The 16120-nt window shown below is 29.8% G+C and carries 14 protein-coding genes; 9 read left to right on the top strand and 5 right to left on the bottom strand.

Going from position 1 to position 16120, the window contains the following annotated elements; genetic code table 11:
* Positions 1 to 9 precede the first annotated feature (9 nt).
* The 3 genes from KDK92_RS01570 to KDK92_RS24745 are packed head-to-tail and all read left to right on the top strand — an operon-like array spanning position 10 to position 2955.
* The gene (locus KDK92_RS01570) at positions 10 to 705 is read left to right on the top strand and encodes a response regulator transcription factor (protein ID WP_250857284.1); all 696 of its coding nucleotides are present in this window, start codon (positions 10 to 12) and stop codon (positions 703 to 705) included.
* A gap of 1 nt (position 706) precedes the next feature.
* Positions 707 to 2080, top strand: a complete 1374-nt coding sequence (locus tag KDK92_RS01565; protein WP_250857283.1) for a sensor histidine kinase — start codon at positions 707 to 709, stop codon at positions 2078 to 2080.
* Positions 2081 to 2103: 23 nt separating this feature from the next.
* Complete coding sequence (locus tag KDK92_RS24745) at positions 2104 to 2955, top strand: FtsZ/tubulin family protein (protein ID WP_250857282.1); 852 nt, start codon at positions 2104 to 2106, stop codon at positions 2953 to 2955.
* Positions 2956 to 3064: 109 nt separating this feature from the next.
* On the opposite strand, the gene KDK92_RS24385 is transcribed toward KDK92_RS24745, so the two are convergent.
* On the bottom strand, positions 3065 to 3196 hold the full coding sequence (locus KDK92_RS24385; RefSeq protein WP_276575855.1) for a hypothetical protein: 132 nt from the start codon (positions 3194 to 3196) through the stop codon (positions 3065 to 3067).
* A gap of 320 nt (positions 3197 to 3516) precedes the next feature.
* On the opposite strand from KDK92_RS24385, the gene KDK92_RS01555 reads away from it, so the two are divergent.
* Entirely contained in the window at positions 3517 to 3804 is a 288-nt protein-coding gene (locus KDK92_RS01555) for a hypothetical protein (protein WP_250857281.1), read from the top strand.
* A gap of 552 nt (positions 3805 to 4356) precedes the next feature.
* On the opposite strand, the gene KDK92_RS01550 is transcribed toward KDK92_RS01555, so the two are convergent.
* The 3 genes from KDK92_RS01550 to KDK92_RS01540 are packed head-to-tail and all read right to left on the bottom strand — an operon-like array spanning position 4357 to position 7513.
* Complete coding sequence (locus KDK92_RS01550) at positions 4357 to 5187, bottom strand: phosphatase PAP2 family protein (RefSeq protein WP_250857280.1); 831 nt, start codon at positions 5185 to 5187, stop codon at positions 4357 to 4359.
* A 29-nt stretch (positions 5188 to 5216) separates the two neighbouring features.
* Complete coding sequence (locus tag KDK92_RS01545; protein ID WP_250857279.1) at positions 5217 to 6518, bottom strand: alkaline phosphatase family protein; 1302 nt, start codon at positions 6516 to 6518, stop codon at positions 5217 to 5219.
* A 17-nt stretch (positions 6519 to 6535) separates the two neighbouring features.
* Positions 6536 to 7513 (bottom strand): biotin--[acetyl-CoA-carboxylase] ligase, encoded by a 978-nt coding sequence (locus KDK92_RS01540; protein ID WP_250857278.1) that lies wholly within the window; start codon positions 7511 to 7513, stop codon positions 6536 to 6538.
* Positions 7514 to 7770: 257 nt separating this feature from the next.
* On the opposite strand from KDK92_RS01540, the gene KDK92_RS01535 reads away from it, so the two are divergent.
* The gene (locus KDK92_RS01535) at positions 7771 to 9117 is read left to right on the top strand and encodes a [Fe-Fe] hydrogenase large subunit C-terminal domain-containing protein (protein ID WP_250857277.1); all 1347 of its coding nucleotides are present in this window, start codon (positions 7771 to 7773) and stop codon (positions 9115 to 9117) included.
* Positions 9118 to 9219: 102 nt separating this feature from the next.
* On the opposite strand, the gene KDK92_RS01530 is transcribed toward KDK92_RS01535, so the two are convergent.
* Positions 9220 to 9642, bottom strand: a complete 423-nt coding sequence (locus KDK92_RS01530) for a VOC family protein (protein WP_250857276.1) — start codon at positions 9640 to 9642, stop codon at positions 9220 to 9222.
* Positions 9643 to 10015: 373 nt separating this feature from the next.
* Here KDK92_RS01530 and KDK92_RS01525 point away from each other — a divergent pair, with 373 nt between their 5' ends.
* The 4 genes from KDK92_RS01525 to KDK92_RS01510 all read left to right on the top strand — a co-directional run bounded on the left by KDK92_RS01525 (position 10016) and on the right by KDK92_RS01510 (position 15952).
* Positions 10016 to 10960 carry a dipeptidase gene (locus KDK92_RS01525; RefSeq protein WP_250857275.1) on the top strand — a complete coding sequence of 315 codons (945 nt, stop codon included), beginning with the start codon at positions 10016 to 10018 and terminating at the stop codon, positions 10958 to 10960.
* Between the two features lie 75 nt (positions 10961 to 11035).
* Positions 11036 to 11647 (top strand): 3'-5' exonuclease, encoded by a 612-nt coding sequence (locus KDK92_RS01520; RefSeq protein WP_250857274.1) that lies wholly within the window; start codon positions 11036 to 11038, stop codon positions 11645 to 11647.
* 36 nt (positions 11648 to 11683) lie between these two features.
* Entirely contained in the window at positions 11684 to 13936 is a 2253-nt protein-coding gene (locus KDK92_RS01515; RefSeq protein WP_250857273.1) for a type IA DNA topoisomerase, read from the top strand.
* A gap of 261 nt (positions 13937 to 14197) precedes the next feature.
* Positions 14198 to 15952, top strand: a complete 1755-nt coding sequence (locus tag KDK92_RS01510; protein ID WP_250857272.1) for an LCP family glycopolymer transferase — start codon at positions 14198 to 14200, stop codon at positions 15950 to 15952.
* Positions 15953 to 16120 lie beyond the last annotated feature (168 nt).

Below are 16120 nucleotides of genomic sequence, written 5' to 3'. Positions count from 1 at the left end.
GATAAGGGTATGAAGATTCTTTTGTTAGAAGATGAATTAGGCATAAGAAGTTTCGTAAAAGTAAATTTAAAAAGAGAAGGGTACACTGTTGTTGAGGCAGCAACAGGGGAAGAAGCAATTGAAAAATTGGAAAAAGAAAAAATTGATATAGCTCTCCTAGATGTTATGTTACCAGGTATAAGTGGGTTTGATGTTTGTAAGTATATTAGAGAAAAACACAAAAATATTCGAGTTATAATGGTTACAGCAAAAGGTCAAGAAGAAGATAAAATATCAGGGTTAAGTTATGGAGCGGATGATTACGTGGTAAAGCCATTTAGTGTTAAAGAACTTATAGCCCGTGTACATGCACAAAAAAGAAGAGTTGAGGAGGTTGCAGTATTATCAGATAAAGATGCAAACATTCTTGAGGTATCGCCTTTTAAACTTGATGTAAGACAAAGAAGATTTGAAAAAGATGGAATTGAGGTTGAGTTGACACCTACAGAATTTTCAATTATAAAACTATTAATGACTCATAAAGGGGAACCACTTAGTAGAAATGAGATTCTTGATCAGGTTTGGGGAAGTGACTATGTAGGTGATTATAAAATTGTTGATGTTAATGTTAGGAGAATAAGAAGCAAAATAGAAGGTTCTCCCTCGAAACCAGAACATTTAAAAACAGTATGGGGGTACGGATATAGCTGGCGAAAGGAAGAATAGAATGAAGACCATAAAAAATAAAATAATTTTGAATTATTCTATTGTTGTTGTTTTAACTGTATTCTCATTAGAAGTCATATTTATACTATTTGCGCAAAATTACTATTATAGTACAATAAAAAATTATCTTAATAATAAAGCAACGTCAGTGAATGAGATATATAATGATATAATGCCTAATAAGGACTTTAATGAGAAGGCTAGAGAAATATATAGAAAAATAATTCTATCAGATGAAAAATCAAGAGTTCAAATTATTGATATGGATGGATCTATTCTTGTGGACAGTGCGGGTGTTAGATTAAATGAGGTATCAGCAGCAGATGATGTTAATGAAGCTTTGAAAAATGGAGATATTAGCTTTAGAGATGACATCGTTACAGAATATGAGAAAATATACGCTATTTCAGTACCTATAAAAGATAACAATAGAACAAGAGGTGTTGTGCGTTTTAGTGTATCACTTGAAAAAATTGATGTAGCTATTAAAAATATCATGATAATTTGCATAGTTGTAGGAATACTTGTATTACTATTAATTTTGGCCTTATCATTAATATTAGCTAGAAGTATTATAGTTCCCATTCAGGATCTTAAAAATGCTACTGAACAGATGGCAAGTGGTAATTACAAAGTAAGGGCAAATAAGATTACAGAAGACGAAATTGGTGATTTGGCAGAAACATTTAATTACATGGCAGAAGAAATTGATAAGAGTGAGAAAATAAAAAATGATTTTATATCTTCTATTTCACACGAACTTAGAACTCCTCTAACTTCAATTCAAGGGTGGAGTGAGACTTTGATGATTGAAGATGATGAAGAGGATAGGAAACTTGGATTATCAATAATTGAAAGTGAGACAAAGCGATTAATAAATCTTGTAGAAGATTTATTGGATTTTTCGAGATATCAGAAAAATACATTTAGTTTTGATATGAAGAATGTAGATATAATAATATTAATAAGAGATGTGGTAAATCAATATAAAGTTAAAGCCAATGAAAAAAATATAAAGTTGACTCTCGATATAAAAGATAAATCTAGAATAATATGGGGAGATCAAGCTAGGCTTAAACAAGTAATGATTAATCTTCTGGAGAATGCTTATAAATTTACAGATTATAACGGAAATATTTCAGTTAGTGCATATTCAGAAGAGAGTAAATTTAAAATTGAAATATTAGATGATGGAATAGGGATAGATAAAGAAAATTTAAATAAGATATTTAAAAAATTCTTTAAAGTAGATACAAATAAACCTGGAAGTGGTATTGGATTAGCTTTGTGTAATGAGATAGTAAAAAGACATGATGGTGAAATAAGTGTACAAAGTGAAAAAGGCCAAGGGACTAGGTTTACTATAACATTATAGTAAACAATTTGGGGGGGATTTACGTGATAACTATTGTTGCATGTGGTGAAAGTGGTATTAGAGCAATGGAAAACCTCAATATACATAGATATGGGGATTCTAATAGATTAGCTATACATCTTGATAAAACAATGAAAATACTAAACAGATGTGATAAAAACATTTATTTAGGGGATTGTATTGAAGAATTATTAAATAGTAAGGGAAGAATGGAAATTTCTTATCATAATGAAGAGTTAATACAAAGAAGAGTTGCAAGATATTTCCTTAACACCGAAATAGCAATTGTAGTAGGAACAATTAAAGATGAAAGAGATTCCACCCTCATTGAATCTACATGTAAATTACTAAGCAAAATGGGTATATTAAACCTTTTGATGGTAAGTAAAGAATATAATAATGATAATTTACAAGATATAATATATAAAACTTCATTAAAATATCTTTCAGAAAGTTGTAGTTCAATATTTGAGGTAGAACGTGAAAAATTTGAGGATAATGTTATTCAATTATCTAATAATTTTTATGAATTAATTAATTTTAATGGAATATTTAATTTGAATGTAGGAGATTTTTATAAGATTTTTAACGGGGGTAAAAATTCTTATTTTGCTTATGCAACTGCTTGCGGAAAAGATAGAGGCAGAAAAGTTGTTCAAGAAATACTAAGAAATAAGGATATGGTAAGAAGATTAATGACGGCGGGAAATATACTTATAAATATTACAGGAAATAAATCTTTAGGATTACATGAAATAAAAAATATTACAGAATTGATATATGAGAATATCAATGAGGAAGCTGGTATTGTTTTTGGAACATTAATAAACGAAAAGTATGTAGAAGATATTAAATTATCATTAATTGTTAATTGACATTGCAAAAAAATCTCTCATTTGAGAGATTTTTTTTTGAAATGTACAATATATTGTTTTCACTTTGTTTTCTGTTTTTAAACAGTCTGAAGCTCTTAATGAGAACTTTTTAATAGGGTCTATTTTTGGTTGGTTTGTCTTTATATCTATGGACTACGATTGGGCCATAAGTTGTTTCAATAAAGTCGATGTCTAAAACTTGTTGTTTTTTATCTTTATCTTTCTTTTTTTTATCTTTCAAATTATACACTCCCTTTTTCATCTACATTATATTTTGTCCAAAAATGAAAGTTTTATTTTATAATTAGAAAAAATATAAAAGAGAGAATACAAACTATATAAGACTTGGTTAGAAGCCAATATAAATCACTTTTTTTTATACTTTTATTAGTTCCATATTTCACTAATTTACAGGGCGATACTTCTTTATAATCAATAATTAGAAAAGTACCTTGCAATGTGATCATAATTATTTCTACATTAATGAGAGGATCAATTAAAAAGTTTTTGAAAAACATATTTTTAAAGTTTAACTGATTAATTTTTTTTGTAATTACTAAAATGAAAATTAAGAAAATTGAAGTAATTACAGTAGGTAAAGTACATAAAAAGTTATATAAATATTTAATATATGTTGTCTTTTTTATATTTAATGATAAAAGAAAACATATTACTAAAGCAATAAAATTATTGAAAACTCCTATATATAATAAGGGTGCTATAAATCCTAATACTAGACTTCTTGAAATTAGAGATATAAACTTATGGCAATTTTCATCATTAGATTTTAATGTTAATTTTTCAGTGGAAGAAAAATTCAACAATATAAACATAGTAAAAAAGTTATAAAAATTAAAATTTTTAATTAAAGTTATATTGCTTTGATAATTGAAGTTATTTATTTTAATACATATTATTGAAATAATTGTTGAAATTATAAGAATATATAATATCAATATTAGTTCATAGATTTCTTTTTTATTAAATAGCTTATAAAAAAGAAATTGTATTTTATGTATAAATAACTTTTTATTCAATTTTACAAATAGAAAACTAAAAAGAATACCTAAAATATAACTCGACATAACTTCACTCACTTTCTAAAATATTTCTATATTTATGATTTATGACTTATAAGTTTAATATATACACCTATATAAAAGTTTAGCATCTTTTTAAGAAAATTCAAATAAATTAAATTAAAATATCATTATTATTTATGATTTAAACAAGAAAAAGTGGAGGGAATTTATAAAAGTATTATTAAATGGTTTCACAGCATTTGAGGGAGATTTGTTCATGTGCCTTTTTACTAGAGCAAGTGAGAATGAAAAATGTAGAATGTTTCTGACATCCGTGAGAAACATTCTACATTTCTTTTACAATATTAGTGTGTGTTTTTTATTTCATAAGTTTTTTAAAGCAATAAGGAGCTCCTGCAATTACCCATAAACCGATAAGCCCATATCTAATAAAATCTCCTAAATTACCTACTGGTAGAATAGTTTTGAAAAAAACTTTTATTACTACTAATATTAATAATCCAATCAGAACTTTCATTATATTTTGCTTCAAGTTGGCTTTTACATCGAATTTTATCCATTTCTGTTCTATTATCATACCCAATATAAAACCAATCATGATTCCAACAATCTTTATATAATCGCTACTATGAAAAATTAATAAACCTAGAACACTGACTAGAGCAATTATAATTAAAGGAATGTAATTGTTTTTTTCTAGAGTAAACTCAATGATTATATTAGAGATAAAAACACATACAACACCGATTATTATAGCTCCAATCACGTCACTTGGCCAGTGAACTCCTAAATAAAGTCTTGATATCCCAACTAGTATAATTATAATTGTACCTATAATATAGAGCCATCGTTTCTTGAAGTTCACCATTAAAGATGTCCAAAAAGTTGTGGTACTTTGGGTATGGCCGCTAGGAAAAGACATACCAGTAGCAGTCTCTACTCTAAGAGATGTTATTCCCTCTAAACCAATAGGTCGTTTAACATTAAGTAATTCTTTAACAGCCCCATTAATTGTCATACTAAAGAAGAGTGAGAAACCTAATTTATATCCAAGTTTCTTGTCCATACACCAGAAGATTATACATAATATAAGTGTATAAAAAATTTCTTCTCCAAAGAGTGTTATAACAATGAAAATATTATCTAACACTGGACTGGAAAATGTTTGTAAAAATTTAATTATTTCCATGATTTATCCCCCTTATTTTATAAATAGTACTATATTAACATTTGATCTATACATGTTCCGTCCATTCCATCTATGGTTTCGTTTATAAGTTTACAAAATGTAGGTGCAATATCTACAAGATTCATATGTTCTATTTCAATACCTGCTGATATCCCCTTACCAGAAGCAATGAAAAGAGTCTTATAGTCCTCTTCTTTAGGATTATACCCATGATGAGCAACACATTTAGAAGGATCATTTTTTTCTACATAAAGATTGCTTGTATAATTATTTGTAAAATAAAAACCATCTTTAGCTTCAAGCATAATTGAAATGTTATTTCCTACATTGAAATCACTAAGAGAAGCTTCGGTATAAACATTCTTTATTCCAAGAGTGTTCAAAGTGCTTTTATTCAATAATGATAGAAGACGATTCTTAGTTGAAGAGTCTTTTACAAAGATCTCACAGGAACCATCACATTTGTGTGCATATGCAGTATAGTCAAGGAGTTTTCCATCAGAAGATAAACTAATGAAGGTATTATCTCTTAAGAAGGAATTGATATTTATCATGTATTCTACATCCTTAAAAGAATGATCTCCTAAAATAAAGAATGTGGTATCTTGCAAAGTATTTTTCTCTTTTAATAATGATAGAATTCTTCCTAATCTTTCATCATGTCGTTTTAAAGCCTCATATGATTCTTGTGAATTAGTACCAAATTTATGTCTCATAGAATCAAGATCAACAAGATGAATTAAGGATAAATCTACTCCCTTTTTTAGTACATCTAGAGCACAATCAGTTGTAAAATTATCTAAATAGGGTTGAGATATTCCTTTTAAATTATGACCATACTTAATAAAACATTTTAACATGAATAGAGTGCTACTGTATTTCAGTGAAACAGAAGTTTGAGATTTATACTTTCCATGTGGAAGAACTTCTGCAAGGTTATATTTCAATTTAATCCCACCTGTAACAGGCCAAAATAAGGTTGCTACTTTCATATTTTTTTCTTTAGCTATATCAATAATTGTTTTTCTTTTAATATATTTATAGAACCAAAACCAATCGGGGTTATCTCTACCGGGTTGAAATAAATAATTATTGTATACTCCATGCTTATCAGGGTAACAACCAGTTATTATGGAAGCGTGACATGGATATGTCACACTTGGATATATACTGGTTACATTCTTTGCTACAGAACCATGATTTATTAGTTTAGAGAAGTTAGGAAGGGTTTTTAAAAATTTCAAATCTTCACTTCTAAGGGCATCAATAGAAATAACTATATATTTCGATTTTTTATCATTAGAGTTATCAATACTAATTGAATGTTTCATATAAAATCTCCTAATAATTATACATTTGATTTTCTAACGGATACTTCACCTGAAACTAAGTTGCTTAATGTTCCATCTTCATATTTTACTATCAATTCACCATTTTCATCGATAGATACAGCTGTGGCTGGAGTTCTTTCAGATCCTCTTATTACATAGATATTTTTCCCTAAAAGAAGAGAACGCTTTCGGCATATCTCAAAAGAGCTTTCAGCACTACCCGTATTTATGAATTCAAAATATAAATTTTCAAAATATTTTAGGAAACTAGCTATTATCTGCTTTCTTGAGATTTGTTTACCATACTCAATTTTCAGAGATGTTGCAATAGATTTTATTTCATCAGGAAAAGCTTCTTCATCAATATTTACATTTATACCTATTCCCATTACAACATAATTAATTTTATTAAGCTCAGAACTCATTTCCGTTAAAATTCCACAAACCTTCTTATTATTTATTATAATGTCATTTGGCCACTTAATATTACATTGAATGTCCATCTCTTCAAAAGCAAGAGAAAGTGCTGCTGCGCTGATTTGAGTAACTTTTGCAACATGAACAGGATTTATTTCTGGTTTTAGAACAACGGACATTGATATTGAAGAACCTTTTGGAGATGACCAATTACGGCCTAATCTACCTCTGCCAGAAGTTTGTTCTTCACTTAATATTACTGAACCTTCTTGTAAGCCTTCATCACATAAGAGCTTAGCTTGAGAGTTTGTAGAGTGTATTGAATCATAGTGTATTATATTTTTCCCAAACACCTTAGTTTCAAGGAGGGGAGTAATTTCTTCTGATGAAATTAAATCAGGTGATGAAATCAAGCGATATCCCTTTCTGGAAATTGACTCAATCTCATAACCTTCCTTTTTTAACTGTGTTATGTATTTCCAAATTGCAGCTCTTGTTATTCCAAATTGATCACTTAACATTTGACCAGATATAAAATCATCATTAGACTTCAGTATATTTATTATTTTTTTCTTCATTTGATCCTCCTAAATATAAAATAAATTATATGTAATTTAATTATACCATTAAAGAAAAAAATCACCATATTATATTTTAGCACACCATAATATGGTGTCAGGCTTTTGAAATGCCCAATCTCACGTTGTGATGATCCTTGGCCTTGGAAATTTTCAACGCCTGAAACTCTAATATCGAAAATAGGGCCAAACAATACACTGTGATTTTATGGTAAAATATTTATAGTTTAACAATTAATAGTGAGGAGTTGGTACTTTTGAATAAAATGTATAGTAATATATTTAAAACTCTTATAAATGCTTATTATGAAAATATTTTTGAAGAAGAACTAGAAAAAATTTTATCCAATAAAGAAGTAAATAAAGAAGAACTTGCTAATATTATATCTTCTCTTTGTGGGGTTGATATAGATTTTACAAATGCTTATATTCATAACCTTAAGAAAGCTATTGGGACATATAAATTTGATAATAAAATTGTAACTAAAGTTAAAAGTTGCTCCATGGAGTGTGTAAATTCAGAGGGGAAAACAGCTTGTCAATGCGCTTGTCCTTTTAATGCTATTATAGTTGATAAAGAAGCTGATACAACTTATATTGATAATTTCAAGTGTACTGACTGCGGTTTTTGCGTGGAGGCGTGTCCTAATGGAAATATATTAGATAAAGTAGATTTTCTTCCGCTTGCTAAACTATTAAAAGAAGATGTACCAGTTATAGCAGCTGTTGCCCCTGCAATAACAGGACAATTTGGGGAAAAGGCTAACATTAATCGTTTAAGAACAGCCTTTAAGAATCTTGGATTTACTGAAATGGTAGAAGTGGCTTTTTTTGCTGATATGCTTACTTTAAAAGAAGCTGTTGAATTTGATGAGCATATACATACAAAAGATGATTTTATGATAACTTCATGCTGTTGCCCAATGTGGGTTGGGATGGTTAAAAGAGTTTATGGGGATTTGGTTAAACATGTAACACCGTCAGTTTCTCCTATGATAGCAGCTGGAAGGGTTTTAAAGAAGTTAAATCCAAAATGTAAAGTTGTATTTATAGGACCGTGTGTTGCTAAAAAAGCTGAATCAAAAGCACAAGACCTAATTGGGGATATAGATTTTGTTTTAACTTTTGAAGAATTAAAAGATGTATTTGAATCATTTAATATTAATCCAGAGGAGGTAGATGAGGATTTCTCTAATGAGTATGCATCAAGAGGTGGAAGATTATATGCCCGAACTGGTGGAGTTTCAATAGCTGTTGGTGAAGCTATTGAACGTCTTTATCCTGTTAAATACGAAATGCTTAAGGTTGTTCAAGGAAATGGAGTAAAAGAATGTAGGGAACTATTATCCAAAGCTCAAACAGGTGAAATAGAGGCTAACTTTATTGAAGGTATGGGATGTGTTGGAGGATGTGTAGGCGGTCCTAAGGCTATTATTCCAACAGATAAAGGTAAGAATATAGTAAATGAGTTTGCAGAAAAATCTAAGGTGAAAGTAGCAGTAGATAGTGCTTGTATGAATGAAATTCTACATGGATTAGATATTCATACTGTGGAAGATTTCAAAGATAAGGACAAAACATCAATTTTTCATAGAGAGTTTTAATAATTATGGAGACATTTGTAAGGATTTAAAGATGTTAAAATATAAGAACTCCCCACATCGAATTAGGATGAGGGGAGTTTCTTTGCACAAAAATCAGTATATTTATTTTATACGCTTTGAAATAGGGTGATCTTCATTAAGTTCAAGAAGATCCCATAGATTACCATATAAATCTTTGAATACAGCTACTGTGCCATATGGAGCCTCTTTTGGCTCTCTTACAAATTCTATCTCTTTTGCAACCATTTCATTGTAATCTCTCCAGAAATCATCAGTATTTAGAAATAAAAAAACTCTTCCACCTGTCTGATTACCGATAAAAGGTTCTTGCTCAGTTTTTGATGCTCTAGCTAATAGTATTGTTGTACCTGATGAGCCAGGGGGAGACACAACTACCCAACGCTTATCTTGTTCAGGTTGATAGGTGTCTTCTATTAATGTGAAATTAAGTTTCTTAGTATAGAATTCAATAGCCTCATCATAATCTTTAACAACTAGAGCTATATGTACAATTGATTGTTTCATGTTATTACCTCCATAGAGTTGCATATATTAGCTATTTATAGATTTTAAATAAGTTAATTATCTTGTGTTATGTGATTATTAACTAGAATACAATTCAAGAGTATTGTATCATAAAAAAAATATACATCCAATTGAGTCTATCTTAGATAAAATCTCTGAGCTTGTATCATAGTATCTTTGAAAATGTGAACTGAATAATGTATAGTTTTTCTTTTTGTGGGGACTGTCACCACCCGAAGATTGTCATGTCACCACCCGAAAAATGTTGTCACCACTGGAAAAATGTCATATAATCTTTTCAATTTAATGTTCTGATGAGGACAAAATGATGTAAAATAGAATAGAGTCTTATTAGTATTAAGGAGATGATTATATGTTAATAGATTTTCATTGTGATACATTGATGCAGTTATATAACCATAGAGGAAAAGAGAAGTTAAGGAGTAACCCCTTTCATATTGATATTGAAAAACTAATGAAAGCTAATGCATTTGCACAATTCTTCGCTATCTTTATTGATATGGATGAGTGTAAAGGTTTAAATAAGAATCCTTACCAAGTAGCTTTGGAGATGGAAGATATATTTAAAAAAGAGCTAATGGAAAATAAAGAAACCATAGCATATGCAGGAAGTATCAATGACTATAATGATAATAAAAGTAATGGAAAGATATCAGCTTTCTTAACAGTTGAGGAAGGTGGAATAATTGGTAATGATATAAGTAAACTAAATGAACTTTATCAATTAGGAGTAAGATTGATTACTTTAACTTGGAATTATGAAAATTCAATTGGAATTCCAGCTGCTGATGGAAGAAATTTAGGGTTAAAACCATTTGGTTTTGAGGTTATCAAAACTATGGAAGAACTAGGAATGATAATAGATGTTTCACATTTATCAGATAGAGGATTTTATGATATCTATGAAAACACTAATAAACCCTTTGTAGCATCCCATTCAAATGCTAGAAGTCTTTGCAATCATCCAAGAAATTTAACTGATGATATGATTAGAAAGATTGGAGAAAGAGGAGGAATAATTGGAATAAATTATTGTCCAGCTTTTATAAGTGAAAATAACGTAACAACAGCTGAGGGGATTGTTCAACATATCAATTATATAAAAAATATTGGAGGAATAGATGTACTAGCTTTAGGCAGTGACTATGATGGTATTAGTGGAACTCTTGAAATGGAGAATGTAAGTTATAATTATCTACTTATACAAGAATTAGAGAAAAAAGGATTCAAAATAGGAGATATTGAGAAAATATTATTTAAAAATGGAGAACGATTGATAAAAGATGTTCTTAAATAGAGAGAAATTATTTGAGATTTGATGATTTTTTGATATACTCTTATATAGTGGTGCAACTTAGGAGGATAAAAAATTATGAAAAGCGTTTTTTTTGATACTGAGACAACAGGTCTTAGACCAGGTCAAATTGGACAATTAACTTATATTGTTGAAGAGAATGGAGAATTTATAAAAGGTAATAATTTATTTTTTAGAGTGAATATGATGGAACCTAGTGCTGAGAGAGTGCATGGTTTTAGTATGGAACTTTTAGAGGAACTTTCTGGTGGGAAGACATTTCAAGATTCTATAGATGAGATTAAGAATGATTTTAATGATGCAATAATTATTGCACATAATGTTAATTTTGATTTAAAATTCATGAATGCTGAATTTGAGAGGTTAGGTATTCCGTTTGACTATAAGAAGACTTTTTGTACTATGGCATATTTTAAAGATATTACACAAATCCCAGCTAGGAATGGGGTTGGGTATAAAAATCCAAAGCTTGAAGAGGTAGTTCAATATTATCAGATTGAAAAAGAGAATATAATGAATGCTACAAATAGATTATTTGATTGTAGTGAAGTGTCCTATCATGATGCAAGATACGATACAACTGCTATGTATGTATGTTGTCTATTATCAAGAGGAAGAGATGAGGTTTTTGACCTTATGGAAGATGATGAACAATTAAGTTTTATGTAAACACAATACTAATAATAGAATTAGGTGAATATATTTATGGGTAAAGCGTTATTTATTGCTGAGAAACCATCGGTTGCTCGGGAGTTTGGAAAAATTTTAAAGATTAGCGGTGCAAAAAGAGATGGGTATATTGAAGGGGATAAAGGAATTGTTACATGGTGTGTTGGTCATCTTGTTTCAATGAGTTATCCAGAAGTATATGATGAAAAATTAAAGTTATGGGACTTAAAAGATCTTCCTTTCATACCTGATGAGTTTAAATATGAAACAATCCCAGGCGTTAAAAAACAATTTGATATAGTATGTGAATTGCTTAATAGAGAAGATGTTGATAGAGTATATGTGTGTACTGACTCAGGAAGAGAAGGGGAGTATATATATAGACTTGTTGATATGATGTCACAATGTCAAGGAAAAGATAAGAAAAGAGTGTGGATAGACTCTCAGACAGAAGAGGAAATCCTTAGAGGCGTTAAAGAGGCTAAAGACTTAAGTGAGTATGATTCTTTGAGTGATGCAGCATTTTTACGAGCTAAAGAAGATTATTTAGTTGGGATTAACTTTTCTAGAATATTGACATTACTTTATGGAGATTATCTGAGAAGAATGTTAAATAAAAAAAATGTTGTTATTGCTGTGGGTAGAGTAATGACTTGTGTACTTGCTATGATAGTTCAGCGTGAAAGAGAGATAAGAAATTTTGATAAGACATTCTTTTATAAGGTTGAATGTGATCTGAATAATGAGGATGAAAGAAAATTAAAAGTCTTATGGAAAGTGGTAGAAGGATCCAAATTCCATAATACGCCAAAGTTGTATAATGAGAATGGTTTTAATAAAAAAGAAGATTGTGAACAGTTCATAAATGAAATAAATGAGTATAAGAATAACGGTGGAAAAGGAATTGTAGATGAGGTAAAGAAAAAGAAGCAGAAGAAGAGTCCTCCTTTGTTATTCAACTTAGCTGAATTACAGAATGAATGTTCAAAAAGATATAAGATTGACCCTAATAAGACATTATCTTGTGTTCAAAGTTTATACGAGAAGAAAATGGTGACATATCCAAGAACAGATGCAAGGGTAGTATCAACTGCAGTAGCAAAAGAGATTCCAAAGATGCTTAAAAAGCTAACAGGACTTAAGTACAATCAAGAAATTACTGAAGCACTAAAAGAAATAAGTACAGGTGGTCTTCATAAAGGAATAGAAAAGAAAAAGTATGTTGATGATAAGAAGATAACAGATCACTATGCTATTATTCCAACAGGTGAAGGATTAGGAAATCTAAACTCATTACCTAAATTGGAGAAGGATATTTATGATTTAATAGTGCGAAGATTTCTTGCCATATTTCTTAAGGATGCTGAATTTGTTACAACAAGTGTTATTGTTGATATTAATGGAGAGAAATTCTTTACTTCCCAAAAGGAACAAAGTGATAAAGGCTATGAGAAAGTATATTATTCAAAAGGGAAGAAGAAAAAGGATGAAGAAGAAAATGTGTCACTAATTGGTATAAAAAAGGGAATGAAGTTTGAGGTAGATGACATAAGAATGAAAGAAGGAGAAACTTCTCCTCCAAAGAGATATAGCACAGGTAGTATAATACTTGCCATGGAGAATGCAGGTAAACTTATAGAGGATGAAGAATTACGTGAACAGATAAAAGGAAGCGGTATTGGTACCAGTGCAACAAGAGCAGATATTTTAAATAAGCTTGTAGAGAAGGATTATGTGAATCTGAATGCTAAAACCCAGATTATAACTCCTTCTACACTTGGAGAACTCATATTTGATATTGTGAATAGTTCAATACCTAGTATTCTAAATCCAAAGCTTACTGCATCTTGGGAAAAAGGATTGCAGATGGTTGTGGATAAAGAAATCGATAAGGATATATTTATGGGTAAACTTACTGAGTATATTGAGAAAAATACATCTAAAGCCCTTAGATATAATAAAAATATTGACCTTGGCAAGGTATTTAAAGAGACATTGAAAGTTAGTGAAATAAAATATATTGATGAAAATAATTTAGGTATATGTCCTATATGCAAGAGAGGTCATGTGGTAAAGAACAAAAAGGGATATGGCTGTACAAACTGGATGAACGGTTGTAAGTTCTTTATTGGGACTGTAGCTGGAATAGAACTAGACTTAAAAGAAATAAAGAATCTTGTTAAATACGGTGAGACTTCTTTGATTGAAGGATTTAAATCTAAAAGTGGAGAAGTTTTCAATGCTAAATTAGTTGTTAAGAATGGAAGAGTTTCTTTTTCATCTTATTAAGCTGAGAAATATATACAGAAATTAAACAATAAACTCGCTGGATAACATGGTTTTCAGTGAGTTTAATTATTGTATGAGTAAATAAAGTTTAAGATATTCTGAAGAATATCAACAATATTTGTTATCTGTTTTGGAGTGTTTTCTGTTTTTACTTGTAATTGTTACATAAAATTAAATTTTAACATAAAATTTTGACCTTTTAATATGTTATAATATATGACGTGGACAAGCAAGAACATTCAAAGTAAGGAGAGAGAATAGGTGAGAAGAAGTAAAAGAAAAAAGAAGTCTGGATATGGGAAAAAGATTCTCTTGACTATGTTAGTTTTGACATTGAGTTTGGTGATGGCTGGAGGCCTTTATTTTTTTCACTTAGCACAGAAAATTGAAGATGACACTTCTGATGTTTCAAATGGAAAAGTTATTGAAGATAAAAAAAACGAAGATAAAAATGATAATTCTTCTAGAGAAGAAAATTATATAACTAATATACTTCTTATTGGTACAGATAACAGAATGGATGGAGAAGGTGAGAGATCAGATGCAATAATGATACTTACTATTGACGAAAAAAATAAGGATATGAGGTTGACCTCTTTGATGAGAGACAGTTATGTTCATATTCCTGAAAGTAACAATAGATCAGATTCTTGGGAAAAGCTTAACCATTCATATGCTTATGGGGGAGCTTCACTCCTCATGGAAACTATACAAGAAAACTTTGATATTAAATTAGATAAATATGTTAAAATCGACTTCGGCGGATTTAAAACAGTCGTCGAGATCTTAGGTGGAATTGATGTAAATATTAATGATAATGAAGAACTTAATGAGTTAAATAGATGTCTTCTTTTAGATGTTTATGATGATCCTTCAAAGAAGGGATATACAAAGTTCAGAAATATTCTTGAAAGAGCGCGCTTATTGGATGCAAGAGATGAAGGTGCTGCTTACAGAATAAAGGATAATCCTAATATTACAAGAGAAGAATATAATTATATTGCAGGTATAGCAGACTTTAAGTGGGAGACTGGGAATACACATCTTGATGGAAGACAAGCTTTAGCTTATTCAAGAATGAGACACTCAACTGGTGGAAGTTTTGGAAGAACTTCAAGACAACGAGAAGTAATAAATCTATTAATTAATAAGCTTTCAGGACTAAATTATTTCTCGCTTGCTGAAGAGATGACTAATTATGTTAAGACTAATATAGATTTAGGTGAGATGTTAGGTCTTGCTAAGAAGGTACTTAAAATAAATAACTTTGATATAAAGCAGATGCAAATACCACCTGATGAATTGACAGAGGGCAGAATTTATAAAGGTGTATATGTATTCCTTATGGATTTGGGACAAGTTAAAAAAGCTATGCATGATTTTATATTTGAAGATATTGAGTATGTTCCTAGTAATTACGAAAAGTTCGATTATAAATCTTCTGAATACTATTATTATCAGCCACCTAAACCAGAGAAACCTGCTGAAGAAGAGAATGAAGTACCAGGAGATAATGATAGTAATAATGAAAATAACAACACTGAGGATAATTCAGATGGGGAACAGAATTCTGGAGAAGGCGATAATGAATCAGAAGAAAATAATGATTCGAATGAGGGAATAGACAATCCGAACGAGGGAATAGACAATCCAAATGAGGAAATAGATAATCCAAATGAGGGAATAGACAATCCAAATGAGGAAATAGATAATCCAAATGAGGGAATAGATAATCCAAATGAGGGAATAGATAATCCGAATGAGGGAATAGACAATCCCAATGAGGGAATAGACAATCCAAATGAGGGAACAGACAATCCAAATGAGGGAATAGACAATCCGAATGAGGGAATAGACAATCCGAATGAGGAAATAAGCAATCCAAATGAGGAAATAAACAATCCAAATGAGGAAATAAACAATCCTAATGAGGGAATAAATAACCCAAATGAGGGAATAAACAATCCGAACGAGGAAAGTAATCCAGATGTAGACTTTGATATTAGTGAAGAATAGCTTAAAAACATAGTTGAGAGTTGACAGTGGACAAGGATTCACATTTCTCTTCGAGAAATTTTAATGTTATTGAGAAACATGCATTAAAGCACGCTAAGCGTGCTTTTTTTCTTTTAGCTACTTTCTTCTATGATTATATGAATTTTTAGGAGCTTTTGATATAATGAT

Source organism: Oceanirhabdus seepicola (genome assembly GCF_023684385.1).
Lineage (GTDB): Bacteria > Bacillota > Clostridia > Clostridiales > Clostridiaceae > Oceanirhabdus > Oceanirhabdus seepicola.
Note: the sequence above shows the minus strand (reverse complement) of the source record. Positions and strands in the feature narration are given on the sequence as shown.